The organism is Streptomyces sp. NPDC001373, assembly GCF_042895815.1.
GTDB lineage: Bacteria > Actinomycetota > Actinomycetes > Streptomycetales > Streptomycetaceae > Streptomyces.
In genome coordinates, this window is record NZ_JBIAWQ010000027.1 from 46,843 (window position 1) to 71,774 (window position 24,932).

At 69.4% G+C, this 24,932-nt stretch carries 27 protein-coding genes and 1 pseudogene; 8 read left to right on the plus strand and 20 right to left on the minus strand.

Going from position 1 to position 24,932, the window contains the following annotated elements; translation table 11 throughout:
* Positions 1–41: 41 nt before the first annotated feature.
* From ACFY15_RS34125 to ACFY15_RS34195, 15 genes are all read right to left on the minus strand, one after another.
* A complete protein-coding gene (locus tag ACFY15_RS34125) occupies positions 42–1,913 on the minus strand; it encodes an ABC transporter ATP-binding protein (protein WP_390826810.1) in 1,872 nt (623 codons plus the stop codon).
* Between the two features lie 569 nt (positions 1,914–2,482).
* The gene (locus ACFY15_RS34130; protein ID WP_390826780.1) at positions 2,483–3,457 is read right to left on the minus strand and encodes a hypothetical protein; all 975 of its coding nucleotides are present in this window, start codon (positions 3,455–3,457) and stop codon (positions 2,483–2,485) included.
* Positions 3,454–4,488 carry a helix-turn-helix transcriptional regulator gene (locus tag ACFY15_RS34135; protein WP_390826781.1) on the minus strand — a complete coding sequence of 345 codons (1,035 nt, stop codon included), beginning with the start codon at positions 4,486–4,488 and terminating at the stop codon, positions 3,454–3,456. The genes ACFY15_RS34130 and ACFY15_RS34135 overlap by 4 nt, the downstream gene beginning before the upstream one ends.
* Entirely contained in the window at positions 4,488–5,288 is an 801-nt protein-coding gene (locus ACFY15_RS34140; protein ID WP_390826782.1) for an SDR family NAD(P)-dependent oxidoreductase, read from the minus strand. The genes ACFY15_RS34135 and ACFY15_RS34140 overlap by 1 nt, the downstream gene beginning before the upstream one ends.
* The gene (locus tag ACFY15_RS34145; RefSeq protein ID WP_390826783.1) at positions 5,285–5,701 is read right to left on the minus strand and encodes a hypothetical protein; all 417 of its coding nucleotides are present in this window, start codon (positions 5,699–5,701) and stop codon (positions 5,285–5,287) included. Before ACFY15_RS34145 ends, ACFY15_RS34140 begins: the two co-directional genes overlap by 4 nt.
* 26 nt (positions 5,702–5,727) lie before the next feature.
* Positions 5,728–6,741: an amino acid--tRNA ligase-related protein gene (locus ACFY15_RS34150; protein WP_390826784.1), complete on the minus strand. Its 1,014-nt coding sequence runs from the start codon at positions 6,739–6,741 to the stop codon at positions 5,728–5,730.
* Entirely contained in the window at positions 6,738–7,694 is a 957-nt protein-coding gene (locus ACFY15_RS34155) for an LD-carboxypeptidase (RefSeq protein ID WP_390826785.1), read from the minus strand. Before ACFY15_RS34155 ends, ACFY15_RS34150 begins: the two co-directional genes overlap by 4 nt.
* 83 nt (positions 7,695–7,777) lie before the next feature.
* Positions 7,778–9,184 carry a B12-binding domain-containing radical SAM protein gene (locus ACFY15_RS34160; protein WP_390826786.1) on the minus strand — a complete coding sequence of 469 codons (1,407 nt, stop codon included), beginning with the start codon at positions 9,182–9,184 and terminating at the stop codon, positions 7,778–7,780.
* On the minus strand, positions 9,181–10,197 hold the full coding sequence (locus tag ACFY15_RS34165) for a radical SAM protein (RefSeq protein WP_390826787.1): 1,017 nt from the start codon (positions 10,195–10,197) through the stop codon (positions 9,181–9,183). The genes ACFY15_RS34160 and ACFY15_RS34165 overlap by 4 nt, the downstream gene beginning before the upstream one ends.
* 278 nt (positions 10,198–10,475) lie before the next feature.
* Positions 10,476–11,384 (minus strand): SAM-dependent methyltransferase, encoded by a 909-nt coding sequence (locus ACFY15_RS34170; protein WP_390826788.1) that lies wholly within the window; start codon positions 11,382–11,384, stop codon positions 10,476–10,478.
* Positions 11,381–11,830, minus strand: coding sequence for a GntR family transcriptional regulator (locus ACFY15_RS34175; RefSeq protein ID WP_390826789.1), 450 nt, complete (start codon positions 11,828–11,830; stop codon positions 11,381–11,383). Before ACFY15_RS34175 ends, ACFY15_RS34170 begins: the two co-directional genes overlap by 4 nt.
* A 35-nt stretch (positions 11,831–11,865) precedes the next feature.
* Positions 11,866–12,333, minus strand: a complete 468-nt coding sequence (locus ACFY15_RS34180; protein WP_390826790.1) for a hypothetical protein — start codon at positions 12,331–12,333, stop codon at positions 11,866–11,868.
* 172 nt (positions 12,334–12,505) lie between these two features.
* A complete protein-coding gene (locus ACFY15_RS34185) occupies positions 12,506–12,835 on the minus strand; it encodes a hypothetical protein (protein ID WP_390826791.1) in 330 nt (109 codons plus the stop codon).
* Positions 12,832–13,419 carry a hypothetical protein gene (locus ACFY15_RS34190; protein ID WP_390826792.1) on the minus strand — a complete coding sequence of 196 codons (588 nt, stop codon included), beginning with the start codon at positions 13,417–13,419 and terminating at the stop codon, positions 12,832–12,834. The genes ACFY15_RS34185 and ACFY15_RS34190 overlap by 4 nt, the downstream gene beginning before the upstream one ends.
* Entirely contained in the window at positions 13,416–14,855 is a 1,440-nt protein-coding gene (locus tag ACFY15_RS34195) for an SAM-dependent methyltransferase (RefSeq protein ID WP_390826793.1), read from the minus strand. The genes ACFY15_RS34190 and ACFY15_RS34195 overlap by 4 nt, the downstream gene beginning before the upstream one ends.
* Positions 14,856–15,063: 208 nt before the next feature.
* On the opposite strand from ACFY15_RS34195, the gene ACFY15_RS34200 reads away from it, so the two are divergent.
* Positions 15,064–16,464 (plus strand): Tat pathway signal protein, encoded by a 1,401-nt coding sequence (locus ACFY15_RS34200; protein WP_390826794.1) that lies wholly within the window; start codon positions 15,064–15,066, stop codon positions 16,462–16,464.
* Positions 16,465–16,536: 72 nt separating this feature from the next.
* Positions 16,537–17,025 carry an SAM-dependent methyltransferase gene (locus ACFY15_RS34205; RefSeq protein ID WP_390826795.1) on the plus strand — a complete coding sequence of 163 codons (489 nt, stop codon included), beginning with the start codon at positions 16,537–16,539 and terminating at the stop codon, positions 17,023–17,025.
* Positions 17,026–17,097: 72 nt separating this feature from the next.
* Here the strand turns inward: ACFY15_RS34205 and ACFY15_RS34210 are convergent.
* Positions 17,098–17,286 (minus strand): annotated as a pseudogene (locus tag ACFY15_RS34210) (Mur ligase domain-containing protein); the annotation flags it as partial.
* A 280-nt stretch (positions 17,287–17,566) separates the two neighbouring features.
* Entirely contained in the window at positions 17,567–17,878 is a 312-nt protein-coding gene (locus tag ACFY15_RS34215) for a DUF6415 family natural product biosynthesis protein (RefSeq protein WP_390826796.1), read from the minus strand.
* Positions 17,879–18,278: 400 nt separating this feature from the next.
* On the opposite strand from ACFY15_RS34215, the gene ACFY15_RS34220 reads away from it, so the two are divergent.
* From ACFY15_RS34220 to ACFY15_RS34230, 3 genes are all read left to right on the plus strand, one after another.
* A complete protein-coding gene (locus ACFY15_RS34220) occupies positions 18,279–19,145 on the plus strand; it encodes a helix-turn-helix domain-containing protein (RefSeq protein ID WP_390826797.1) in 867 nt (288 codons plus the stop codon).
* Positions 19,146–19,150: 5 nt separating this feature from the next.
* Positions 19,151–19,372 (plus strand): DUF397 domain-containing protein, encoded by a 222-nt coding sequence (locus ACFY15_RS34225; RefSeq protein ID WP_390826798.1) that lies wholly within the window; start codon positions 19,151–19,153, stop codon positions 19,370–19,372.
* Positions 19,373–19,661: 289 nt separating this feature from the next.
* Positions 19,662–20,225 carry a peptide deformylase gene (locus ACFY15_RS34230; protein ID WP_390826799.1) on the plus strand — a complete coding sequence of 188 codons (564 nt, stop codon included), beginning with the start codon at positions 19,662–19,664 and terminating at the stop codon, positions 20,223–20,225.
* A 40-nt stretch (positions 20,226–20,265) separates the two neighbouring features.
* Here the strand turns inward: ACFY15_RS34230 and ACFY15_RS34235 are convergent, their stop codons facing one another.
* Complete coding sequence (locus ACFY15_RS34235) at positions 20,266–20,889, minus strand: DUF6233 domain-containing protein (RefSeq protein WP_390826800.1); 624 nt, start codon at positions 20,887–20,889, stop codon at positions 20,266–20,268.
* Positions 20,890–21,031: 142 nt separating this feature from the next.
* Between ACFY15_RS34235 and ACFY15_RS34240 the strand changes: the two genes are divergently transcribed.
* The 3 genes from ACFY15_RS34240 (at position 21,032) to ACFY15_RS34250 (ending at position 23,682) form a co-directional block, all read left to right on the plus strand.
* A complete protein-coding gene (locus tag ACFY15_RS34240; protein ID WP_390826812.1) occupies positions 21,032–21,583 on the plus strand; it encodes a 2'-5' RNA ligase family protein in 552 nt (183 codons plus the stop codon).
* 97 nt (positions 21,584–21,680) lie between these two features.
* Positions 21,681–22,946, plus strand: coding sequence for a competence protein CoiA (locus tag ACFY15_RS34245; protein WP_390826801.1), 1,266 nt, complete (start codon positions 21,681–21,683; stop codon positions 22,944–22,946).
* Positions 22,947–23,061: 115 nt separating this feature from the next.
* Positions 23,062–23,682, plus strand: a complete 621-nt coding sequence (locus ACFY15_RS34250) for a hypothetical protein (RefSeq protein ID WP_390826802.1) — start codon at positions 23,062–23,064, stop codon at positions 23,680–23,682.
* Here the strand turns inward: ACFY15_RS34250 and ACFY15_RS34255 are convergent.
* Together ACFY15_RS34255 and ACFY15_RS34260 are read right to left on the minus strand one after the other, a co-directional pair.
* The gene (locus ACFY15_RS34255; protein WP_390826803.1) at positions 23,628–23,792 is read right to left on the minus strand and encodes a hypothetical protein; all 165 of its coding nucleotides are present in this window, start codon (positions 23,790–23,792) and stop codon (positions 23,628–23,630) included. The two genes, ACFY15_RS34250 and ACFY15_RS34255, sit on opposite strands and share 55 nt — an antisense overlap.
* 13 nt (positions 23,793–23,805) lie before the next feature.
* Positions 23,806–24,837 (minus strand): serine hydrolase domain-containing protein, encoded by a 1,032-nt coding sequence (locus ACFY15_RS34260; RefSeq protein ID WP_390826804.1) that lies wholly within the window; start codon positions 24,835–24,837, stop codon positions 23,806–23,808.
* Between the last annotated feature and the right edge of the window lie 95 nt (positions 24,838–24,932).

Consider the following 24,932-nt stretch of genomic DNA (forward strand, 5'->3'; position numbering starts at 1 on the left):
CGATAGGAGCACGCGGCCGTTGAGCCGCTGCGTGTCCGTGCTCACGGGCGGTCCTTTGTGGCCAGGGCGTCGTGGTTGCTGGTGGGCTGGACCGGGACGGAGGCGTCGAAGGCGGCGGCCTGGACGAGGTAGGCGTCGCGGAAGTCCCCGGTGCCCGTGGTTGTGTCCATCAGTTCCTCGAAGGTGCCCGACTCGGCGACCCGGCCGTCCTTGAGGACGTGGATAAGGTCCGCGTGGCGCACAGAGTGCAGGCGGTGGGTGATGAGCACGATCGTCTGGCCGGTGGTCGCGGCCAGCGCCCTGATCTGGTCGAAGACCCGCTGCTCCGCGACGGCGTCCAAGGCGCTGGTGGGTTCGTCCACGATCAGGATCTCGGCCCGCCGGTACTTGGCGCGGGCGATTCCGATGCGCTGCCACTGGCCGCCGGAGATCTGGTGGCCGCCCCGGTAGCCGCGGGCCAGGAGCGTGCCGAGCCCGCGCGGCAGGTCATCGAGGACCTGGTCGGCTCCGGAGAAGCCAGCGGCCCCCTTGACCGCTTGGTCGTCGATGGCCTGGCCGGGCTGGCCGATGCCGACGTTCACCCTGAACGTGAAGGGCCAGTGGTAGAAGTCCTGGGACATCAGCGCGACGCGGCCGAAGACCTGGTCGCGGTCGGCGGTGCGGGCGTCGACGTCGTCCCACCAGATCGTGCCGCTGCCCTCGTCCGGCAGATACAGGCCGGCCAGCAGCCTGACCAGCGTGGACTTGCCGGAGCCGTTCTCACCCACCAACGCGATGATCTTCCCGGTGGGGAACGACAGGCTCACCTCGTGCAGGGTCGGCTCCGGCTCGTTGCTGCCGCTGCCGGGGTAGGTGAAGGAGACCTTCTCGAACCGGACCTCCCGTAGCCGCTCGGGCAGCGCCCGCCCGCCCACGGGGATCGCCCGCGTTTTCGCCTCCCGGCACAGCCGCTCGAAGTCGGCCACGAACAGCGACTCCTGGTGCAATTCGGTGATCTGCAACACCAGCGTGTCCAGGCTGGCGGCGCCGGTGCGGATGGCCAGGACGGCCGTGCCCGCGACCGCGAGGTCCAGGGCCCCGCCCCACAGCAGCGCCCCCAGCGCGCCGTAGGTGAGGAGGGTGGCGATGCCGCCGGCGCCGTCGGCGACGAGCCCGATCCGCGCGGCTCGGCGGGCCAGCCGCGTCTGTTCGCGTTCACTGGTCTCGGCCATGGTTCGGAAGTGCCCAAGCAGGAATGGCCCGACGCCGTGGACGCGGACTTCTGCCGCCGCCTCCTTCTGGGTCAGCAGCTGGCCGAGTAGGTGCCCGGCCCGCGCGTGCTGCACGAAGGCGTGGAAAGAGATGTACTTCTGGCGGGAGATCATCAGCGAACTCCACGCGCTCGGCAGGGTCATCAGGACCAGCAGCGGCAGGAGCACCGGGTGCAGGACGGTCAGCACTCCGGCCGCGGCGACCAGGGACACTCCCGCGTTGAGGGTGTTGGTGCAGTAGCGGATCATGCGCCGGGCGGAGTCGGCGCCATACCGGGCTGCGTCCAGGAGCCGGTGGAACTCGTCGTCCTCGATCGCTGCGAGCTCGGTACGGTGCACCAGCCCCAGGTACTGCTCGGTTGCCACCCGCTGCACTTTCGGTTCCAGCGCCCCGGTGGCCGCCGTCGAGGCTGAGCGCAGCAGGGAACCGAGGAACGCGGTGACCGCCACGACCGTGAGTGCGGGAACCGCCTGCGCGAGGCGCTCGTTCGTGCTGCCGCCCGCGAGGATGTGCCCGAGCACGCTGTTCACCGCGACGAGGCCGACCGCCTGGGCGATGCCGCGGCCGGCCTCGGAGGCCACGACCACGCGCAGGGCCCGGGCATCAGCCAGGTGCGCGAGCCGCAGCCCGGTCCCCACCAGGCGCGGCAGCTCCCGCGCCATCGTCCACAGCCCGAGCTTGAGCCAGGCGCCCTCGTGCCGGTCCCACCCGATGTCGTAGGCGAGCTCACCGCCGAAGAGGAGCCGCTCGGACTCCGACACCCCCGCGGCGCCGGATCCGGTCGTCGAGTCTTTGCTCACGCGGCCCTCCTGGTATCCGGTCGTGACTCGCGGCCACGGGAGGACGAGGCGTCAACGCGGCGCCCGCAGACCGGGCGTGGACATGGGGCAGGCTCGGGATGTTCGATTACGGCGGCTGTGTCGAGTCGGTTCGGCAGGGGATTCACAGGGTCCTCCGGATGGGCGCATGGCTGGTACTGGTGCTCTAAGAACGGCTTCCGATCGGGTGCGTCACGGTCGAATCGGGGGCGAATGGTGAACGGATGTTCTGGTCTGGCCTGTTGGGCTTGGCGTGCATGACGTCGTGGCGTTGAAACTCGCTCGAACAGGTTCCTGTCACTCCGCCGGGGGATTGCGGGCCTCGGCGTGGTCGCCGGGCTCGGGCGTCTGCGGGCATGACGGGGAGGGCAGTGGCGGGGTGTGCCGCTGCCCTGGTGGGGTGTGAGGAAGGGTCAGGCGGTGGTGGCCTCCATGGCCTGGTTCCAGGCGCTGATGCCCGCGGGGTCGAGGAGCGGGGCGACGGGCGTGGTGAGGTATTCGTGCTCGACGAGGTAGAGGGCCGCGGTGCCGGCGTGGCTGGGGAAGAGCTCGTTCATTCGGCGGGTGATCACTTCGGCGTCGGCGTCCGGGACACCGAGGATGCTCCGCGCGAAGATCTTCCGGTTCCAGACGTCGATGCCGAAGACCGCGGGGTCGCGGGAGGCGTGGGAGGCCATGACCGCGGCCGTGTAGGGGCCGACGCCCTTGATCTCCTGGAACCTCTCCACCAGGTTCTCGCCGCGGAGGTCCTCTTGCGTGTGGTCGCGGAAGAAGGCGGCGAAGTGGGGCAGGGACTTGGCCCGGTACCCGAGCCGGTCCTGCTCCTTGAACGTCTCGGCGGTCAGGTCGGCGATCTCCGCGGGCGTGAACCAGGCCCTGAGCGTGATGCCGTCGAAGCGGACGAGGAGCCCGTGGTGGGTGAGGAGGTTGCGGGTCATCGCCGTCGTGCGGCTGACCGTGGTGTTCTGCAGGAGCAGGGCGACCACGGAGATCTCGAAGTGGTCCTCCGGGCAGGACTGCCGCATGCCCGCGAGTCCGGCGAGGGGTTCACGCATGGCCGGGACTTGCTCCGCCAGGGTCGTGAAGACGGTGACGTCTTCGGTCAGCCCGTACGAGGTGGTCAGGCGGGCGCGGAGCTGCTCGCCTTGGGCGGGCTTGTAGTCGCCGTCGGTGTAGACGTCGGCGATGACCGTGCCGTCCTCGCACATGAGGCGGACGCCGGCAACGAGGTCACCGACGCGGAAGGTGCGCCAGCTTCGGTCGGCGGTGTGGGCCTCCAGGCCGGTGTCGTAGTGGGAGGGCTTCCACACGGTGTGGCGGAAGGAGAAGGGGCCGCCGGTGACGGGCAGGTGGAGGGTGTCGACGTAGTCGAGGTGGCGGATGGTCACTGCGAGGGCTCCCTGGGGGATCGTCCGTGGGTGGAGCGGAGACGGGCGTCGTCCTCCGCAGCCTGGGCCGGGATCGGGGCGGCCGGCGGCCGGGGTGTGTCGTAGGCGGCGAGCGCGGCTGTGAGGTGGGCAGCGGTGGCTTGCCGCAGTTCGTCGGGGCCGATGACAGTGACGTCGGGCCCATACGAGGTGACCAGGGGTATCAGCCACTCCCACTGGTCGACGTACAGGACGAGAGTGAGGCTGCCGTCGTCGTGATGGGTCACCTCGGAGTTCTTCTTCAGGCTCAGCCGCAGGAGTTCGTCCCGTGCCGCGGCTGAGACGGCGAGGTCGACGCGGGTGTCGCCCTTGCCGAATTCCTCCATCGCCTCGTTCCACCAGGTACGGACGGAGAAGTCCTCCGGGTACGGGAAGGACAGGTCGGTGGGGCGGATCCGGTCGATCAGGTTGAGGCGGTAGCGGGCGGGGGCGGCGTTGGGCGGGGCGGCGACCATGTGCCACTCGCCGCCCTTCCAGACCATGCCGAGCGGCTTGAGGACGGCCGTCTCCTGCCGGCCGTCTTTGGTGCGATGTACGACTTCGAGGGCCGTGTCGGTGAGCACGGCGGTGCGCAGGACGCCGAGGTGGCCGGATCCCTGCCCGTTCCAGTACCAGTCGGCGGTGTCGAAGTGGAAGCGCTGGTTGATCCTGCGCATCACCTCGCGCACGCTCTGGGAGATGCCCGCGGCCTGCAGCCGCTCGTTGGACTCGCTGTCGTCGTTCTCCAGCAGGCCCAGCACGTACAGGCGCAGGGCCTGGTCGGAGTCGAGGGTCAGGGGGTGGACGGGGTCTTCGCCGGCGAGGCGGTAGCCGCCCTTGGCTCCGGGGAGGGAGTCGATCTCGATGCCGTGGGCCGCGAGCTGGGCGATGTCACGCTGGATGGTGCGGACTTCGACGCCGAAGCGCTCGGCCAGCGTGCGGGCGGGCACGTGTTCGTGGCTGCGGAGCATCTGGATGATCCGCAGGTGGCGGGTGTGGGTGGCGTTGACCATCACACCGCCGACAGCAGCGGATAGACCTGGCCGGTGGCGTACGACCAGTGGGGAGCGGTGGCCAGGTCGATGCAGGCGGTGGCGACCTCCTCCAGGGTCAGGGGTCGGCCCCAGGGCAGGCTCCCGAAGTAGGACCACTTGTCGGTGACGCCCTTGAGGGCCATCACGTGGTCGGCGAGCGGGGAGTCGATCAGGGACGGGGCGAGCAGGTTTACCCGGACGCCGTGCTGGGCCTCTTCCTTGGCGAGCGTGATCACCAGGGCTTCGAGGGCGGCCTTGGCCGCGCTGTAGGGCCCGTTGCCGGGGCGGGCGGCTCGGCCGGCGTCCGATCCCACAGCCAGCAGTGAGGCTCGCGTTCGGCGCGCGAGCGGCGCCAAGGCCTGCCATGTGGCGGCCAGCGAGGTGACGTTGGCCCGGTAGACCTCCTCGAACTCTGCTACCGGCGTCTCGGCCACCGTCTTCTTGCTGGACGGCGCTCCGGCGCACGCGAAGACCGCGTCCAGCCGGTGTGGCAGGTCCTCGGCCACCAGCCGTAGCCGGTCCCGGGTCGCCTCCTCGGAGGCGTCGAACCGCTCCCACAGGCTGCCTTGCTGCACCCTCTCGGGTGGGCGGGTGCGGTAGGTGGCCAGGACGAACCAGTCCTTCGCGATCAGCTGGCGGGTGATCTCCGCTCCCAGAGCCCCGCTGGCGCCGGTGACCATGGCCATCGGACGCCGGGGCATCCTTTCGATCTCGCGCTCGGCCGCGAGCCGGTCGACAGAGACGGTGAGGGGGAGGTCGAGCTCGCCGAGGCCCTTCACGCCGCCCCCGTTTGGGTGCCGGGGGCGTCGGGGTGGTCGGTGTCCCACATTTCGGCGAACCGCATCTGGCCAGCCGGGATTCCGAACAGGGCGCCGACGTTGCAGGCGTGCTGGATGGTGGCCTCGTCGTCGCGGTCGACCGTGACGACGGTGTGGGGGAAGGCGATGAGCATGTGCTGCTCGTCGATGAGGTGCGCGTAGTACAGGCGCGGCTCGAGGGAGCGCGCCAGCTGCAGCGCCAGCTCCGCGGCCCGGGCGGAGGGAACCGTCGCTTCACAGATCTCGATGGGGGTCTGGCCGTCGAGGTCGTGCGGGTAGCGGTGGACGGACAGGTTCTGGAACCCGGGGGGCAGGGTCCGATCGGTCAGGCTCTCGGTGATGATGACGGCCCGCATCGTCGCGGCGGTAGACACGCTGGTTTGGTCCTCTCGGAAGGCGGTCAGTGGTGGGGGAAGGCCAGCACACCGGCCACGTCGCGGCCGATGCAGGCGGCCAGCAGCCGCTCGACACCGAGGCCGAAGGTGACCACGTCCGCGGGGTCGCGGTCGACGTCGGCGTAGAACTCGACCGGCCCGCTGTCGGCGGCGACGCCGTGAAGTTCCTCGCGCAGGAGCATGTTCGCCTCGACCATCGGCCGGTACTCCGCGGCCGTACGCAGCTTGAGCCCGCCGTCGCAGAGCTCGACGCCACCGGCGATGAGCGAGAACCGCTGGGCCAGCCCGGTCCGCTCGTCGACGCGGCTGTTGTGCCGCAGCTCGTACGGGAAGGAGTGCAGCAGGGTCGGGGTGGTGACGGCGGCCTCGACCGCGTGCTTGACGAAGTCCTCCATCACCTGCCACGGCCCGCCGTCCGCGGGCAGGCCTCGCCGGTCCATCCAGTCGCGGGCGGCGGCCACAAGCTCGGCCCCTTCCGGCGCCGTGGTCATGCCGAGGGCCTCCGCGATGGCGTCCGGCACCGCTCGGACCTTGATGGTGGTGAAGTCCGTGCTGGCCGTGGTCAGGTCGGCGAAGACCGTGCGGACCGTGTGCTGCACGAGTTCGGTCACCGCGTTCATGCCCTCGTCCAGGGTGAGGTCGCGGGCGGCGGTCTGCAGCATGGTGAACTCGATCGCGTGGGAGCCGTCCTCGCGTTCGGCCCGGATCGCCGGCCCCAGGTCGTAGACCCGCTCGACGCTGGTCACCACCCGCCGCAGGTGTTCCTCGGCGGAGTGCTTGAGGTGGAAGCCCTGACCGGTCAGGGGGTGCTTGGTGGAGAACTGTGGGATCGGGGCGCTCTCCCGGACCCGGCACAGCACCGGGGTGGGGAACTCCCGGTACCCGCTGTCGTGGAGCCAGCTGCGTAAGGCCCGCAGCAGGTCGGCCTTGAGGAGGACGACGTCGCGCTCTGCGGGGTTGTCCTTGAGGAAGGTTCCGTAGAAGCGGCGTTCGGCGCTGCGGTCGGTCACGGCCGTCATGCCGTCTCCCCTTCCTGGCGGGCTGTCCACGGCGCCACGACGGTCAGGGCTTGCTGGCTGCCGGAGTCCAGGCGGACCGTCGCGCCGATCGGGAGGGTGTACTTGAGCGGGGTGTGTCCGTACGGCAGGCCGTGGGCGATCGGCCAGTCGTACCCCTCACACAGGTCCTCGACCATCTCGGTCAGCGTCACGCCACCGCTGGGCTCGCAGGACACAGCCTCGCCGACGATCAGGCCGGCGATCCGGTCCAGGACGCCGCAGTCCCGGAAGTGCGTCAGCGCCTGGTCGAGGACCTCGACGCTCTTGAACGCGTCCTCGATGGCGAGGACCGCGCCGTCCCACAGGGGCTCCCACGGGGTGCCGAGGAGGCAGCGCAGCGAGGACAGGCACCCGGCGACTAGGTGGCCCTCGACGGCCCCGGTGCGGCTCCAGGTCAGGGGCGTGGGGATCCGGCCGGCCGAAGGGCGGCCCGCGAGCACCGCGGTGAAGTGCGCGGCCGTGGTGGCCGGGGCGTCCTCGGAGGCGAAGTCCCACATGACGGAGGGTCCGTGGAACGTGACCAGGCCGGTCTTGGCTGTGATCGCGTTGAGCAACAGGCTCGGGTCGCTGACCCCGACGATCGCCTTCGGCCGGCGCCGGATCAGGTTGAAGTCCAGGCCGGACAGGAGTCGGTTGGCGCTCTTGCCGCCGCCCGCGCACACCACTGCGGTGATCGTGTCGTCCGCGATCAGGGAGTGGAAGTCCTTCAGGAGGGTCCGGCTGTCGCCCGCGCGGTATCCGCTCTGCCCGGTCGCGTTCGGGGCCACGACGGGCTCGAAGCCGAGGGCGGCGAGGGCCTCCACACCGCGGTCGAAGATGTCGGGGTCCGCAGCGGGTTCGGGGGCAGAGACGGTGACGATGCCGATCCGGTCGCCCTTGACGGCCGGGGCGGGGAGAAGCGGTGTCGTGCTCAAGAGGAGTGCTCCTTTAGCGGTTTGTGTGCCGGGGAGGTAACGGGGGAGGTGCCTCCCCGGCACACAGGGTGACGGTAGGGGGGTTACTGTGCGGGGGCCAGTCGCATTCGCGTCTCGTCCCGGGCCCGGTCCGCGGTCGCCTCACTGGTCCACGGGGTGAGCGAGGTGTAGTAGTCGAAGCGAGACCAGCCTTCCAGCGAGTCCGGCGGGACGAAGCCGTGCTCGAGGGCCGTGTCGTACAGGCCGGTGCCGGGGTACGGGGCGAAGAGGTGCACCCTGGTCTCCGGGGTGGGGGACAGGCCGCGGAGTTCGTCGATGAGGGAGTAGGTGTCCTCCATTTCCGCCTCGCTCTCGCCGGGGAATCCGACGATGAACGTGTAGGAGCCGAGGATCCCGTTGTCCGCGATCTCCTGGGCGACGTCCAGCAGCCGTTCGCGGGTGATCTGCTTCTTCACGACCTCGTCCAGGACCCGGTCGTTGCCGGACTCCATGCCCATCAGCAGGCGGGTGCAGCCGCTGGCCGCGATCCGCTCGAGCAGCGGCATGCCCTTCTTGCGGGCCTTGAGGATGTCGTTGGGGTTGATGGAGGCCGCCCACTTCAGGTCCAGGCCCTGCTCGATCAGCCCTTCACAGAAGCCCATGGCTCGCTGGAGGTGCACGAAGAAGTCCGCGTCGTAGAACTTCACACCCGTGATGCCGTATCGGGCCTTGAGGTCGGCGATGTCCCGCAGCAGGTCGCCGGCCAGCATGGCGGAGTACTTGCGCTGGTAGACCAGCTCGTAGCAGAAGTCGCAGATGTAAACGCAGCCCTGGCTGCTGATGTAGTTCAGGGTCCGCTCGGCGACCGTCGGGTCATCACGGATGTACCGGGGGATGTCGAGCAAGTCCCAGGGGTAGGCGCCCATCTCGCCTGTTCGCGGCGGGTTGACCAGCCCCTTCAGCGTCTGGCCGCACCGGTGTGTAACCAAACCGGGCACGTCCTGGCGGCGGGTGCGCCCTAACAGCGAAGCGACGTACGCGGTGATGGAGTTCTGCCCCGGTCCCTGCAGGACGGCGTCCACCAGCGGGTGTGCGGCGGTCTGCTCGGGCAGCACGTTCACGTGGGGCCCGCCGAAGACGACCGGCGGGCAGTGTGCCCGTGTCTTCGCGGTGGCCACCATGTCCAGGGCGTGGCCGATCTGGCCGCCGCCGGTCATGATGCTCACGCCGATGCACACCGTCCGCTCCAGCTCCTTGTCGAGGAGCTTCTCCCAGGCGGACGCGTCCAGCTGGTTGCCGTCGAAGAGCACGACGTCGACCATGCCGGAGTCCCTCAGCGCCTTGGCCAGCGTCAGGAGGGCGAAGGGCATCCAGAAGTAGACGTAGTTCTTCTCGTGGTCGATCTTGGGGTAAGCCAGGATGACCAGCGGTCGGCTATCGGCTGCGGCCGGGGCGGAAGGCGTGACCGCGGCGGGGGTGGCCAGCGCGGGCATGCCGAGCATGACGGTCATCGGACGACCTCCGGCTGCGGGACGCTGCTGCGGAAATAGGCGTCGGCGTACATCTCGAACGCGGCCTCGACCGCGTGCTCCAGCGCCGTACCGGACTCTGCCGCCGCCGCGGCCAGGTCGACCGTGTTGTCCTCGCGCAGCAGGCAGAACTGCAACCTCATGTCGGCGGTCAGCCGCAACGCCATGAGCGCGTCGTGACACGGGAAGAACGGACAGCCCCGGCACACTGACCCATACCAGGCGCCGGCAGTGGAGTCCTTCACCACCACCCGCATCCCCGAGGCGAGGGTCAGTACGGTCATCGGGTGGCCCAGCCCCCCCTGCTGGATGGTCTCCTCGTGCACCGCACGCGAGCGCAGGACTCCGGTGATCTCACCGAGCGGGAGATAAGTGTCTGGCAGGGTCTTGCCGCGCTTGGTCAGCAGACGCCGACTGTAGGACTCCGCTCCCTGGTCGAGGTCCTTGATGACATCGAGGAGCTTGACGCTGTCCACGCGGATGTTCTCGCACATCTGCACCAGAGCGGGGACCTCGGCATCGTTGATCCCGGCCAGGACCACGACGTTCACCTTGACCGGGATCCCCGTGTCCACGCACCGCTTGATCGCGTCCACGACCTGGCCGTGGTCGTTGACGTTGCAGATCTCGTGGTGCAGCACGGGGTCGAGGGTGTCCAGGGAGACGTTGAAGAGCGTCACCCCTGCCTTCGCCAGGTCGTCGGCGAGCTCGCCGATTCGCGGGTGGCGGGAGATGACCTCGATCTCCGTGAACCCGGCGTCGTCGCGGAGACGGCGGACCGTCTTCACGAGCGGCTCGTACAGGGCGGGGTCGCCGCCGGTCAGTTTCACGCTCGTGATTCCGCGGGCCCGCACGGCGTGCGCGACCCGCAGGAGGTCATCGGGGTCCAGGGCGACGTCCTTCGGCGTGGCCACGGCTTCGCCGGACGGGCGGCAGTAGCCGCAGGCCCGCTTGCAGCGGGAGTTCACCGTGACACGCCACTGCGGTACCAGCATTGTGCTCTCCCCAGGGTCGGACGTCATTGTCGAGGTCACAGCCTCTCGGTCCCCTCTCTTGATCGGCAACGACATCGGTCAATCCCGATGTCGGGGTTGCGTGGCGCCGCGGCGTGAGACCCCGACACCGATGCGGTCTTCGTGAAGCAGGGCCCGGGAGAGGATCTGCCGGACCATGCGCCTGCGGTAGGCGCGGGCCAGTAGGGCCGAGATCGGACCCACTACCGGGATCGCGGCCAGTCGCTGGAGGCGCTGGAGCCTGCGGTGCTGCACCAGCCTCACCGTGGTGCCTGCGGGTCAACGGACAGCGGCTTGACGGCGACGCCGGCGTACGCGGCGGATGTGGCCGACGGTGCGCTCCGGCGGCTGTGCTCGTCGTGATGCTGTGCGCTCGGTACCAGCCGCAGCGGGCCGCCGTCGAGGTCGGGCCAGTCACCGAACAGGGCAGAGATCAAGGAACGCGTCCTTGGCCGGTAGGGGATGCCTGCTTGCCGCAGGACCCGTTCGGCCCCGGCCAGCCACCCTCCCGCCAGCTCCGGGCTGGAGTGCGTGATGGACAGCACGCTGCCCACCGGAAGCCACCGCCGAAGGCAGGCAACGGCCGTCAGGACCTGCTCGTCGTCGACAGCCCAGGGCAGCACGTCGTGGACGAACACGCCGACGGGGTGGTTCAACGACAGGTGCCCGAGGTCCTGGACGGCGTCCAGGAGGTGGGCCGTGTCGAGGATGTCCCCGCTCAGCACCACCGGGGCGGGTGACCCGGCGCCGGCCGTACGCATCGCCCGGCTGTGCGCGACCGCCCCGCGGTCGAGGTCCACGTGCACCACCCTGGCGAGGGGATTCGCCTCGTGCACGATCTCGTCGAGCTCTGTCCGCAGCCTGGGCTCGTTGATGTGCCCGAGCAGCGGATATCCGCATCCGAGATCGAGGAACTGCACTATGCCCCGGTCGACTAGCTCCCGCGCCGTCAGTTGCCCGTGTTCACGGTTGATGGCCGCCGCCTCCGCCTGCCGCGGGAACACCCTCAGCACCCGCTCCGCCACATCCAGGTCGGCGGGGTAGGCGTTGCGGCCACCGTCCTGCCACACCGTCGCGATACGGGCAGCGCTCGGCCGGCTCAGCCACTCCCGGGCTTCCGCGGGAAGCAGCGCGGTGTCCGGGAGGCCCGCGGATCCTGTGTGGTTCACGAGACGGCCTCCGCGAGGGCCACCGGGACGTAGTGGCCCGGACCGTAGGCTCCGCGTTCGTCGAAGCGGAGGGTTCCCTCGGACGTGAGGAACCGGAGCGCGCGCTGTACGTGGTGCGGGAGCAGTCCGAACTCTTCGCCCAGCAGCCCGGTAGGCAGAGCCTGCCCCGGCTGGTAGTGGCCGGCGCGGATCCGGTCGCGGACGGCACCGTGAAGGACGCGGTCGCGGGGGTGTGGTTCCCGCGTACGGAGCCGGACCGGCAGGCTGCCGGTGTGCAGCGCGATCTCGCCCAGGCTGTCCAGCCGCAGCAGCCCCTGGTGCACGTGCTTCTCCGGCAGCCCCAAGGCCAGCGCCAGCTGCTTGATGCTCGGAAGGAAGGCACCAGGCGGGTACGCGGTGGTGATGTGCCGGTGCACGATGACGCAGGCCCGGTCCAAAACCCGCATGCTTTCGGGCCTCGTGGCAGCGGAGGCGTCGGCGGTCATGCCGAGGCCGCCGGATACGTGGCAGGGGCAGGCCCTGTGGACCACTGCCCGGCCCACCCCGCCAGCACGGGGGAGTACGCGAACGCACGCGCTGCGGCCCGTGCCGAAGTCGCGCCGGACGAAGCCTGCTCCAGGGCCTCGTCCGCGACCTCCTCCGTCATCCAGGCCAGTCGGCGCAGGAGGCCGATGTCCTGGGTGTCGAGCCGCAGCCGGTCGCGGACCTCGCGCAGGAGGACACATGCCCGCGACCGTGTCTCCTCGGTGAGCCCGGTTTGGATTTGGCGGGAGGCCCGGTCCGTCAGCGAGCCGAGGTCCACAGCCAGGCTGGCGGTCAGCGGACGGACGTCGGGCGACTCCACGGCATCGTCGAGGACACGGTTGAGGGCGTCCCAGAGACCGCTGTCCTCGCTGGTGATGTCCTCGTGCCGGGAGACGGCGAGGGCGCGCAGCACACGCCAGGTCACCGGCTCCGCCTCGGGCGCTGTGCGAGGTACACCGGCGGGCACCGTGCCCGGCCATGAAGGCGGAGAGGGTAAGCAGGCCTGCGGTGTGGGGATCGGAAGCGACGGACCCACGGAAGCTCCTTGGACAGGGAATTGGATGTCGGGTGTCAGCGCCAAGCGGGGGAGCCGTCGGCTACCAGGGGCGGCGCGGGGCGCGGTGCGAGGCCTCGTACGGGCGCACGATCTCGTGCCTGGTCTTGACCACCTGCGGGGCGTGGCCGCGGAGGATCACCCGCTTCACGGCGCTGTCGTAGCCTCGGGAGAACATGTTGGTGATCTCGTACGCCGTGCCCTCGACGACCAGCCAGTCGCCGACCCGGATCTCGCGGGGAGAGGCCTCCCATACGTCACCCGGCGGCGCATTGCCTACCGTCCGTGTGAACAAGGGGGCGTGTGCCGGCTCCGGCTCGTAGTCCTCGAGTCCGGTCCAGTAGGCGTCATCTTCGTAGTCGGGAAGCGTCACGAGTGATCGGTCCTAGGGAGTGCGGGCGGGCGAGTGCTGCCGCCGGGAGCCGCGCAGGCAGGCTGTCCGGCGATCAACAGGTTGAGATGCAGCTTGAGCTCGGGCGCGAGCTGGAGCAGGTGACGGCCGCCTTCCTGGCGGACCTCCTGCCAGCCCCACGTCCTCGTGATGTGCGCCGCCAGCCGTTCATCGGGGATGCTGCAGCGCAGCCATACCGGTGGCTGAGGGGTGCGGGCGAAGTGGTCGGCGAGCCAGAGCGAGACCAGCCGTCCCGCGTGCCGGTGGTCCGGGTCGGTGTAGAGCAGGAGCAGGCTGACGCTGCTCTCCCGTCGCTCGGAAGCGCTCCAACCGGGACCCGGGGATGTGGGGTCCAGCTCCCAGATCGCCACGAGTACCTCGTCCTCGAACAGGCCGTACAGCATCGGGTGGTCCCCGGTGCGCAGCGGCAAGATCAGGGCGTAGTCCCTTTCCTGGTCGACCGGCCGCCCGCAGTCGGCCTCGTGCGCCCAGCGCCGGGACAGCAAGCTGCCTGCTCGTGGAAAGTCGGTGGGGGCCAGCGCCCGCACGCAGTAGGGAGCGGTCACCTCGTCGCCTCCAGGCCCGCGCCACCAGCGGCCGCTTCCCGTGCCAGGGCGTCCTGGCCACTCCGCGGTGCCGACGGATGGGGTGCGCGAGCGACGAAGGCGTACGAGCCGTACAGCGGTGCTCGGCCGCCGACGGCGTGGAGCCCTCCCAGAGGAACAGCGGTGATGCCGGGGGTGTCCACGTCCCAGCTGTGGACCAGGGCGAGCAACTGCTTCAGGCTCCGGGGCCGGTAGAGGATGCCCGCCTTCCGGTAGAGCCCGGCGAGGGCGGGAGTGGACTCGGGGTGGCTGTCGGCGGCCGCGTGGACGACGGACAGCATGCTGCCGGCAGGCAGCCAGTTCCGCAGGGTCTCCAGCAGGTGCTGGGCCTTCTCGTCGCTGATCCAGGGAAGGACCTCATGCAGCAGCACGGCGATCGGTCGTGCTCGGTCCAGACGCGCGATAGCCGGCTGGCCAAGCAGGTGAACAGTCCGGGTGATGTCGGCGTGCAGGTCCAGCTCCCGAGGGGTCTCCGCGAGCCAGGTTCGGACGTGTGCCCGGACCATCGGGTCCCGGTCGACGTAGACGACGGTGGCGTCCGGTTGGTGGCGCTGGGCCGCGTCGTGCGTGTTGCGTCCGTGGCGCTGCGGCAGTCCGCAGCCCAGGTCAAGGAATTGGGTGATTCCCTGTGCCGCGAGGCGCGCGACGGTCACCTGGCCGTGGTTGCGGGCCGCGGCCGCGGCCCGGTCCAGCCAGGGCGCTGCCGTGAGCAGGGGCCGGCCCAGAGCGCGGTCGGCCGAGTAGTTGTCCGTGCCGCCGGTGATGAAGTCGCACACCCGCGCCACGGACGGTGTGGACAAGTCGAGCTTCGGTAACTCGGGCTCGCACTCCGACGTGGGCGTGGGCACCGGTGGGGCCGGTACAGGCAGGCCGGCCGACGGTGTGCGGTCCGGCAGGAAGGGCTCCACGCCCAAGGTCTCGCTCGGTCCGGTGGTGTCGTTGTTCGTCAGTAGGTAGGCGCTGACGACCTTCCCCTTCCCATCGGGTCTGGGGGAGGCACTCCAGTAGGCGGACAACTGCGTGACGATGGACAGTCCGCGGCCATCCTCCGCCAGAGCGCGGGAGAGGCTGACCCTCGGAACCGGGGGCGAAGGATCGGGGTCCGCGACCTGGGTGATCAACGCTTCCCCGGGGACCAGGGTGAGAGCGACCATGCATCCGCCCTCTGAGGAGTCCGGCCTGGCGTGCGTGACGGCATTGGTGACCAGCTCACTGCAGACCAGCGTGGCGGAGCCCTCCAGGTCCGGACGACCCCACTGGGCCAGTTGGTCCGCGACGAAGTCCCGCGCTGTCTTTACGGATTCAGGGCGGCTCGGCAGCGCCGTCCAGGCTGAGAGGGCGGTGGGGGAGGCCAATGCCTCGAGCAGGTCGCCGCGCGTGATCTGGTGGGAGTTCATCGCTTCACCTCATTCCTCTTACGCGGTCGTACACGCTCCTGCAGAGCGTTCTGGTGGATGAAGCCGATGGCCGAACTGCGGCCAGCACAGTGGCCCTTGGGGCTACCGTTACGCTCAGCGAACCGCGATTCACCCGGCGTGGGTATCCCACGGAGGGCGCGGTACCGCGTAAAGCGCGTAAAGATCGTTTCGTGGACGGGAGCTTCCGGTGCCGCGTGAGCGCAACACCTTGCTGGAGGGCGTGCTGCACCAACTGAGCTGGTCGCAGGCCACCACCGCCCGGCACCTGCAGCGCGTGGCCGCCGAGGTCGGCGCCGAGGAACTGAAAGCGGTGTCGGCGTCGCACGTCAACCAGTGGGTCCGCGGATCGCACCCGGCGCCGCCGGCGACCCGTATCTTGTGCGAAGCGCTGTCGCGAGGACTGAGCAGCCGAGGGATCCACCGGGTCGTCACGGCTGCCGACATCGGGCTCAAGGACCCCGATGGGCAGGTAGGTTCGGCCCCACGGGACAGCGACCCAATCGCACAACTTGTCGATCTCGGGGGGACCGACTTGGACCTGGCGCGCCGCCGCACCCTCAAGGGTGCAGCCTTCTCCCTCGCGGGGATGTTCCTGCCGTCTGATCGCTGGTGGCAGGACACGGTTACTGCAGCTCAGACGCGGAAGTCGTCGGCGGCGTGGCAGGTCGGCCCGGACGACGTGGCCGCAGTACAGGAAATGACACAACTGCTCTCCCAGCGCGAACAGCGCCGCGGCGGCGCAGACGGCCGGTCCGCCCTCGTGGCCTATCTCCGCACCGACGTCGCCAGCTACCTCGACGGCCGATTCCCCGACCAGCACACGCGCCAGGAGATGTTCACCGCCGCCGGCGAGCTGGCATACCTGGCAGGCTGGACGGCGTTCGACTCCTCCGAGCACGCGCTCGCCCAGAAGTGGCTCGATGTGGCCCTGCGGCTGTCTGCCGAAGCCGACGACGCCCCTCTGGCAGGCCACATCCTCCGCGCCCAGGCCCACCAGACCCTCGACCTCGGCCACCCCGCCCAGGCCCTCCGACTGGCCGAGACGTCCGTCGCCCACCGCCGATACACGGATGCGAGCCCGCGCGAACGCTCTCTCCTCGGGGTCGTTCACGCACGCAGCCTGGCGGCTGCCGGACACAAGCAGCAGGCCATCGCCGCCCTGCTGCGCGCTGAGGACGACCTGCGCCAAGCGGAGCGCGGAGACGACGAGCCCGCCCGGGTCTTCTTCTTCTCCGAGGCATCCCTCGCCCACGAGACGGCCCGCACCCTGCAGGTCCTCGGAGACCTCCGTGGAGCCGAGTGCGAGTATGAGCGCAGCGTCCGCACCCGCCGAGCCCAGCCCTTCGCCCGCACCCACGCGGTCACCCTCGGCCTCCTGGGCGCGGTGCAGATACAGCGGGGAGCCGTCGACGCGGCCTGTGCCACATGGTCCCAGGCCCTGGACACCATGCAGGGAGTCCAGTCCGGCCGGGCCCTGGACACCGTGGTCCAGATGCGCCGGTCCCTGTCTCCCTACCGCGGCCGCGGAGGTACGGCACTGGCTCAACTGGACGACCGCGCGCGTACGGTGATCAGCCGGGTACGCTGACCGCGCCATCACAGAACTGGCCCGCACTGGGGCGGATCCCAGGTCGGGCTGGGAGTCGCAGGGGAGGATCGCGTGCACGACCCGATCACGCTGGAGGCCATCGCCCATGTCGTCGGCGGCCACCAGAAGCCGGCCGACGACTACCAGGGCGGAGTCGAATCGATCATCCGCCTCCGCCCAGACCTCCCGCTGGATACCTTGCAGGGCCTCGACGAGTTCTCCCACCTCATCGTCACCTGGCACTTTCACCTGGGCTCCGACGCCGACCTCCACCTCGGGGCCCGCAGCCCCCGGAACAACCCGGACTGGGAGCCCACCGGCACCTTCGTGCACCGAAACCACAGGCGCCCCAACCGCATGGCGACGTCGTTTCCCCGGCTCCTCAAGGTCGAAGGCCGGGATCTGCACGTCACGGACCTCGACGCCGTGAACGGAACCCCGATCTACGATCTCGGACCGTACTTTGAGCAGATGGGCCCCCGCGGCGTCGTCCACGCCCCAGCATGGCCAGCAGTGATGTTGGAGAACTACTGGGAACCTGCTGCCCAGCGACGCGAGTAGGACCTGACATCGGGATGGCTGGAGGGGGCTGCGTAGCGGTCGCCGATAGTCGGATTCCCGGTGCAGGATGATGCCGGCCGCCTCGATGCGGCCGGCGGTCTCGGTGGAGCGGTGGTTGGAGCCGGTGACCGTGGCACCCCGCGAGGCCAGCAGGAAGGCGTACGGGGCCATACCCGCGCCGCTGATGCCGACCAGGTGGGGACGGGGGACATCGAGGCGGCCGGTAACGGCCGGGACAGAAGCGAACCCGGTTTCGACCACAGTTACTCCCCTGAAGCGATGGCGAGATGTGAGCCCACCGCTGGGATGGGGTCGCGGTCACACACCCGCGTTGATGGCGGGGCGAATCCCGACCGCCGACGGCGGCCGGGCCTTGTGAAGTGGGGCTCCGCCCGTCTGTATGCAGCTGCCCGGAGGCCGGAGCGGTGACGGGCCGTAGGCCCCGAGGAAGGTCAGTTCGGCGCAGGGGAGGGGGGCGGCGGGACCCGGCGCTCTCCCCGAACGGTGCTGAGCATCCGATCGGTCCGGCCCGTGCCGACGATCACAGCCCGTCCCGGTGGATTGGGTACGCCTGGGCGTACTGGGAGAGGTGGTCGGCAGCCTTCCCGTGTAGCCGCAGCCGCGCGGCCGGGTCGCCGTGGTCGACCGGGGCGGCGATCAGGTCCCGTGCGTGCCGGATCGTCTCGGAGACGATGTACCGCCTGCGGGTGGTCTTCTGGATGGTCAGTGCGAAGCGGTCGGCGTCATCGAGGCTGGCCTCGATGTGCGCGCGGAGCCGGGTGATGACGTCACGGGTGCTGGGTCCGGTGGGGGCCATCACCGCGAGGCCGAGCGCGATCTGGACGTCCCTCATCACTCGGACCCGCGGAGCGTCCCCCGGCGCTCCTGCCGGCCTCGTCTCGGCTGGCGCTGGATCTGTGGTTCGTACGTGCTCGGTCATGGACGTCATGACGTGCTCCGATCCGCAGACAGGCAGGGGTTGGGTGCCGCCCAACGCCCCGGGTCTCGGCGGAGGCAGCCGGGGCGCCGGGCGGCGTGCAACTACCGTCCTACCGGTCCGAGTCGGACCGCAATCCGGATCCGGATCGTATTGCGGCTCGGAGTGGAACTGGTATATGCAGGGACGCGCACCGAGACCAACTCAACGCGCACCGGACGATGTTCGAGGAGGACCGGGGGAGTTTCGAAACGAACCGGGGTATCCACGAGGCGGACCGGCGCGACGGCGAGGCGAACCGAAAGGGGAGGTGACGATGGCGGCGAACGTAGGTTCTACGTTCCTCCGGATCGTGCTGGGCGCGGAACTCACCCGGCTCCGCGACCGGGCCGGATTGACAGGATCGGCAGCGGCGGTGAAGGCCGGCTGTTCGACAAGCACCCTCAGCGATGTCGAGCAGGGCAAGACCGGCTTCCGCCGCATAGACCACCTGTCGAAGCTCCTGAAGGCCTACGGAGTCGACGAGGACGGCCAGGAGCTACTGATGGACTGGCACCGCCAGGCCAAGGGAGCCGACTGGTGGACCACCAGCGTCTCCGTCCTGCCCTCAGGCATGAATCTCTACCTCGCACTCGAATCCGGGGCGCAGAGAGGCAGTGCCTGGATCCCGAACGTCGTCTACGGCCTGTTCCAGACCGAGGCATACGCCCGAGCGTTGATCGACTCGGCTCGGGCCGCCAACGACACCACGACCGCGTTCGTGGAGAACGCGGTCGAGGTGCGCATGAACCGGCAGAAGCGGATCACCGAGGAGGGGATGCATCTTCACTGCGTGATGGACGAGTCAGCCCTTCGGAACATGGTCGGCAACTCGGACATCATGAAGGCGCAGTACCAGGCCATCTCGGAACTGGCCGCCCTTCCCAACATCACCATCCAGGTCATCCCGTTCAAGGCTCCGACTTACCGAGTGACCGGCGGTGAATTCACCATCCTCGACTTCGACAGCAAGAAGTTGCCAGGCCCTGTCGCAGCGACCTCCACCGTCGATTCCAGCTTGCGAATCGGGTCGAAACACCGGGAGGTCAAGGGGTTCGTGCGCCGCTTCGAATTCCTGACCCAGGGCGCGCTGCCTGCGTACGAAACCCCGAAGTTCCTCGAACAACTCGCACGAGAGGTCTGATCACCATGAGCACCACCAGCGGAACCGGACTCCCCACGGGCGTGTGGACGAAGTCCTCCTACAGTGGCGAAGGAGGTGGAACCTGCGTCGAGGCGTGCGCACAGTTGCAGCAAGTGCGAGAAGTTCACGTCCGCGACTCCAAGCGCAATGCAGAACCGGGCCACCCCGTCATCCGCTTCGGCGCGACAGCCTGGTCCGCGTTCACCACCTCTCTGGCTGGCAGCTGAAAGCTGCGGCTGGAGCAGAGCGCCGGCCGTCGCGTCACCTGACACATTGAGCCCCATCCTGACCAAGGGTGGCGGATGGGGCTGCTGGTCCGGCAACGAAGTCGTATGCGGCGACCGCCACGCAATACGAGGCAGGCGGTCTCGGGCGGACGGCGCTTTCGCGACGTGACAAGGCCGGGGTACGGATCACCCGGTTTGAGACAGCCACCCCCGACCTTCATGCCCGATACCGTCTGGAGTGGCGCCTGCGCGCCCGACCAGGAAACCCCAACAACACACGGGAGTTAAGGTGAGCGACGCCCGCCCCAGCGACACCATGCGCGACCTCGGCGTCGTCCAGGCGGACGCCCCGATCCTTCACCAGCCGACTCGCCCCTTTGACCTGCCCGCTGAGCGCAACACCGCCCAGCAGGTCCTCGACGATCTGTTCGCCGCGGCCGCCCGGATCTCTGAAGTTCACCCCTTCGCCAAGGGGATGGGGATCGCGGCCCCGCAGATCGACATCGATCGGGCGGCCGCCATCGTCCAGCCAGCCGAAGCGGGTGCTGCCCCGATCACCTTGCTCAACCCCCGCATCATCAGTCGTTCCGTCGAGACGGACGAGCAGTTCGAAGGGTGCTTGTCCTTCTTCGACGTACGGGGACGCGTCCCTCGCCCCCTGACCATCACCGTCGAGCACACCAGCTTCGACGGAACCACCACGGTCGCCACCTACCAACAGGGCCTTGCGCGGCTCGTCCATCACGAGATCGACCACCTCGACGGCCGCCTTTACGAAGACCGGATGCGCGAAGGCATCACCCCCATCCCGCTGGACGAGTACCGCCAGACCGGTTCCGCGTGGAGCTACTGAGATTCTGCAGCCGGGCGACTACATCGACTGGGCCAGGAACTCACCCGTCGCCGATACTGCCGAAGCCGTGCGGGAGAGGCTCCTGCTCCTGTGCGGCACCGCAGAGCGGAGACAGGCGTCTGCCGGACCGTTCGGCGTGATCAAGCGCCTGCTCCCAGGTCAGAGCCGGTCGGCCAGAGGGAGCGTCAGGGCAGTCGACTGCGTGGACGACGGCACGGTCGGGGCCACGACGGCGCAGCGGCTCCACGACCCAGCCTGAAGGCCGCCGAGGACCGAGCAGTAGCTCCACGGAGTCCGGTGCCGACAGGGAGTGGGCAGGGTGACGGCGTACGCTGCCAGGTCGACGCCGTCGACGGCCGTTGTGGGGGGTGTCGCGGTTGCCGGGGGCGGGGCTGCCGCGGGGAAGCGCCTCCTTACGCAGCCGGGACCCACAGGCGGGCGCGGGCCTGGCGGCGGAGCTCGACTGTGCCGGTCGGGGCGATGCCGGGTTTGGTCCAAAACCGCAGGGTGTGCTGGCCGGTCGCGGTACCGGGCGGTGTGCGACTGCGGAAAGTGGCAAGAGGGGTCGTCCACCAAGTCTTACGCAGCTGACTCTGCGAAGATCGCACGGCCAATCGGGCAACTGAGAGGGGCAGGACGTGCAGCTGTTGACCGACCCCGGCATTTTTCCACCCACCCCTCCGCCCAGCGCCAGTGATCCCCGTGCCGTCGCCGAGCATGACTGGGCCGCCTTCGACGCCGTAGACGAGATGATCAATCACTGGGACCGGCCCGGCTGGAGTGACTCCACGCGGGCCTACTACTGGATGATCACCATTCCACCAGAGGCGCCCCTGGTCTCCCAGGCGCAGGACTGCCAGAGGCAGCTCAGCCACCTTGGGTTCGACGAGATCACTGAGGACGGCCTGCACCTGACCCTGACCCTGGCGCGGGTGGGGCTCGTGGGCGAAGTGCCCTCAGGACGGCTGGACCACCTTGCCTCCGTGGTCGCCGGATCCCTACCCGCCGCATTCAGTCTCGTGGCAGTCCCTCTTACAGCGTCACGAGGCGCCCTTCGCTATAGCGTCGGCCCCTGGAATCCCGTCCTGGAACTTCATGCCGCCCTCTCGTTGGCCGGCGCCCAGAACGGATTGCCACCCCGGAAACCCACAGGGCTCCTTCGGCCGCACATCGGCATCGCCTACAGCAACCGGAGGAGGCCCTCGAGCCCGGTGCGTGAGGCTCTGAAACCCCTTCGAAAGATGCCCCCGATCTCCGTGGCGATCTCCAATGTGCACCTCGTAGAACTACGCCGTGAAAGACGCACGTACAAGTGGAGGGTCGTGCACACTGTTCCGCTCCGTCCTCAGCCGCAGTGACTTGGTGGCCGGCCCAGATACCTGTTGTCCCTTCCCGGCGGGTCTGACCAAGGTCCACAATGGACGAGGGAACGTCACCGGCCACACGGGGGTGTACGTGGGATTCACTGCGCATCACGACCACCGCGGACAGCTCGACGCCACGCAGCCGGACCTGGGCTGCAACTGGGCGTGGGAGTCCATCCACCGCGCCAGCCCACGCGTGTCCATGACCTGCCCGGAATGCAGGCATCCAGTTCACGCCAAGGTCTCGCGCTACGGGCTGCGGTTCTTTGCCCACGACCCGGGCTCCCCGACCTGCGCTCTTGCCGGGGAATCGGTGGAGCACCACCTCCTGAAACTGGAGCTTGCCACCGCCATCCGCGCGACCGGTCACCATGCCGAACTCGAAGTTCGCGGACCTGGCGGCAACTGGCGTGCGGACGTGATGGCCTCTTCCCCAGACGGGACCCTCCGGATGGCATGGGAAGCGCAGCTCTCCCCAATCACCACCGGCGAAGTCAGCGAGCGCACTACGCGGTTCGCCAAGGACGGCGTGCGCACGTGCTGGGTAGCCACCCGCCTTCGGCCCTGGGTCGGCGAAGTGCCTTCCATCCACACCCGCCCGCCCAGCGATGCGGACTCGCGGTGGGTAGTTGCAGGCGGACTTGCCCGCTTCACCGTCGATCCGTGCAAAGAGGGATGCCGATGCCCAGCAGGACACGGCGAATGGCACGAAGCGACCACCGACCTGCAGTCCTTCGTCGCGTGGGTGCTCTCAGACCGCGCTGTTCCGTTTCGATTACCCACCCGGCTCCACGCAAGACACAGCTGGACCGGCGTGTGGACGGCACCGTCGTACATAGATGCCGCAGCTGCCTTTGCCGAGGCCGAGCAGCGCGCTCGAGCCGAGCAGCGGGAGCACCGCCGACGGAGGCTAGAGCAGAAGCGCCTGGCCGAGCTGCAAGATCAACTGGCTGCAGCGGTGCCTCGACCACGCCAAGTCGCCCCGCCGCTGCCTGGCATCCGCGACGAGCCGACGCTGGAGCCCGTGTGGGAAATGGACCTACCTGGGACTGAACTCATCAGGCTGAACACCGTAGCCGTGGAGGCCGCCTTGGCACTCCACAACGTCCACGCCACAACGCGCCCCCCTGACAGCAGCAGCCGTTGGGCCCTCGGCACCCCCATGTACGTAGGCGATCGCCCCTACGGTGTGTTACGACCTCGACCGCAGCTTGTCGACTGGCGTCAGCTCAAGGGACTCGTCATCTTCGTCCGCAATCACGATGAACTCCGTCTGCTGGGCCGGACCGCGCCCAACGGCACCCGCATCATCGTTCTCGAGGACGACTCCAGCGTCACAGCGCTCCCTCAGAGATAGCCCGGGCGGCTTCACGCCATCTGGTCACCAACCTCGAAACGGCCGACCTCCTGAACGCTCTACACGAGGCCGGGGCGCCGAACACCGTGGTGGCACCAACCTGCTGGTCTGCCCCATGCCGCACGAGCGGGGTGGACGGCTCCACTTCGACGCCGGCCAGCAGTGTTGGCACGTCAGCCGCGGCTATGAATCACACCCCGCCCACTGGGTCACCTGGGTGGGCGCTGCCGCCAGGGGCGCCTGGTCCGGGGCCCGCCTGCCCACCCGCGCCGAAGCCCTGGACGCCGCATTCAGCGCCCCATCGCTGGTCAACTGCGACTATGCGGTTGGCGACACCTCCCCGGTCGCCGAGCCTGGCCGAGGCGTCGGCCAGGTGCACCACCTGGTCGGCAACCTCCAGATCTGGTGCGGCGACGGACCGGACCAGTGCGAGGAGAAGCCGCTGCAGAAGTACATGTTCGGCGCGGCATGGAACACCCCGGGCACCAAGGAGGAGATCGGTGCGGTGCGCTCGCGCTACCTGCTGATCTCCTCACGCGGAGTCGGCGTCCGCCTCGTCCGTGAACCCGGCACCCCCGCCTACTCGGCACTCGGCGCTTGGGAGATCGCACACCGGCTCAACCGCTGGGTCGCCGACCTCGACGGCCCTGCCCGCCCCCTGGGCGAGCTGGCTCCCGTCGCCTATGTAGCGGAGGTGATGCCCAGGGTGGCCATGCGGATGACCGTGCCGTCGTAGCCGGCGTCGGCGGCGAGGTCGGGCCAGGCGGCGGGATCGGTGTGGGTGAACCAGCGGCGGGTGGGACCGCCCAGGCGGAGGGTGGTGTGGTCGGTCGGCAGTTCACCCACATTGGGCCTCCGGTCAGGTGGTGGTGATCGTCTTGAGGATGAGTTCGCGCAGGGGTGCGATTCGGGTGCGGGCGGGGCCGTTGTGGACGGCGTTGGTGGTGAGGGCGATGTACCGGCCGGTGGCGGGGGCGAGGTAGAGGCTCGTGCCGGTGAATCCGTGGTGGTAGGCCACCGTGTTGCCGCTGGCGAGGATCCAGCCCAGGCCCCGGGCGAGGCCCGGTTCGATCTCGGCGTGCGCGGTCATGCTCTCCCGCAGCCAGGCACCGAGCCGGGCATCCGCATGGGTGCCGATGAGGGCTTCGGCGTAGGTGGCTAGGTCGGAGGCCGGGGCGAAGGCTCCGGCGTGTCCGGCGACGCCACCCATCGTGGCGGCGTTCTCGTCGTGGACCGATCCCCACAGGCGCTGGGCTCCGGGCCGCTGTTCGGTGGGCGCGATCCTCGGCGTGGATGGCAGCGGTCCGTACGAGGTGTCCGCCATGCCCAGCTCGCTCCACAGGTCGGTGGCCAGGTCGTTCAGGGGCCGCTGATGGACGTGGGCGAGTGCGAGCCCGAGGAGGATGAACCCCCGGTTGATGTACTGGTGGGCGCCGGGTGCGGACTCCAGGGGCTCTCGGCTGATCAGTTCGTGCAGCGGCTGCTGGGCGCCGGCGTAGAGGTCGAGGCGGGTGGAGGCCCGCAGGCCGGAGGTGTGGGAGATCAGCTGGCGGATGGTGGCGTCCGCGCTGGGGGCCGTCCCTTCCATCGGCGGGAGGAAGTCCCGCGCGGGGGCGTCGAGGTCCAGCAGGTCCGTGTCCAGGGCCCGGCCGACCAGAGGCCAGGTCGCGACGACCTTTGTCAGCGAGGCGATGTCGTAGACCGTGTCCCCGTCGGGGGCCTGTTCACCAGTCTCGGGTGCGATCACCCCGGCCGAGAGGATGGTGCGGTCTCCGCCGGCCGTACCGCACGCCAGGACTCCTCCGGGGCTGGCGCCGTTGGAGATGACCTGGCGCAGGCCGTCGTGCAGGAGGTTGGTGTCGGCGCTGGTGAACGGTACGGCCTGGTTCATCTAGTGTCCTGCGCCGGGAATTCGTTGAATTAGTAGGCTGTCTTCATGGCGAAGATGGGGCGGCCGATGGCCGAGCTGGTGTTGTCCGAGGACGA

Bases quoted from the DNA above. Each gene is read 5' to 3' on its own strand.
- ACFY15_RS34125 (WP_390826810.1), bottom strand. From the start codon at position 1,913: ATGGCGCGGGAGCTGCCGCGCCTGGTGGGGACCGGGCTGCGGCTCGCG.
- ACFY15_RS34135 (WP_390826781.1), bottom strand. From the start codon at position 4,488: ATGGTCAACGCCACCCACACCCGCCACCTGCGGATCATCCAGATGCTC.
- ACFY15_RS34150 (WP_390826784.1), bottom strand. From the start codon at position 6,741: ATGACGGCCGTGACCGACCGCAGCGCCGAACGCCGCTTCTACGGAACC.
- ACFY15_RS34160 (WP_390826786.1), bottom strand. From the start codon at position 9,184: ATGACCGTCATGCTCGGCATGCCCGCGCTGGCCACCCCCGCCGCGGTC.
- ACFY15_RS34165 (WP_390826787.1), bottom strand. From the start codon at position 10,197: ATGCTGGTACCGCAGTGGCGTGTCACGGTGAACTCCCGCTGCAAGCGG.
- ACFY15_RS34175 (WP_390826789.1), bottom strand. From the start codon at position 11,830: ATGCGGGTTTTGGACCGGGCCTGCGTCATCGTGCACCGGCACATCACC.
- ACFY15_RS34195 (WP_390826793.1), bottom strand. From the start codon at position 14,855: ATGAACTCCCACCAGATCACGCGCGGCGACCTGCTCGAGGCATTGGCC.
- ACFY15_RS34215 (WP_390826796.1), bottom strand. From the start codon at position 17,878: ATGAGGGACGTCCAGATCGCGCTCGGCCTCGCGGTGATGGCCCCCACC.
- ACFY15_RS34220 (WP_390826797.1), top strand. From the start codon at position 18,279: ATGGCGGCGAACGTAGGTTCTACGTTCCTCCGGATCGTGCTGGGCGCG.
- ACFY15_RS34225 (WP_390826798.1), top strand. From the start codon at position 19,151: ATGAGCACCACCAGCGGAACCGGACTCCCCACGGGCGTGTGGACGAAG.
- ACFY15_RS34235 (WP_390826800.1), bottom strand. From the start codon at position 20,889: ATGCCGGGGTCGGTCAACAGCTGCACGTCCTGCCCCTCTCAGTTGCCC.
- ACFY15_RS34240 (WP_390826812.1), top strand. From the start codon at position 21,032: ATGATCACCATTCCACCAGAGGCGCCCCTGGTCTCCCAGGCGCAGGAC.
- ACFY15_RS34250 (WP_390826802.1), top strand. From the start codon at position 23,062: ATGCCGCACGAGCGGGGTGGACGGCTCCACTTCGACGCCGGCCAGCAG.
- ACFY15_RS34260 (WP_390826804.1), bottom strand. From the start codon at position 24,837: ATGAACCAGGCCGTACCGTTCACCAGCGCCGACACCAACCTCCTGCAC.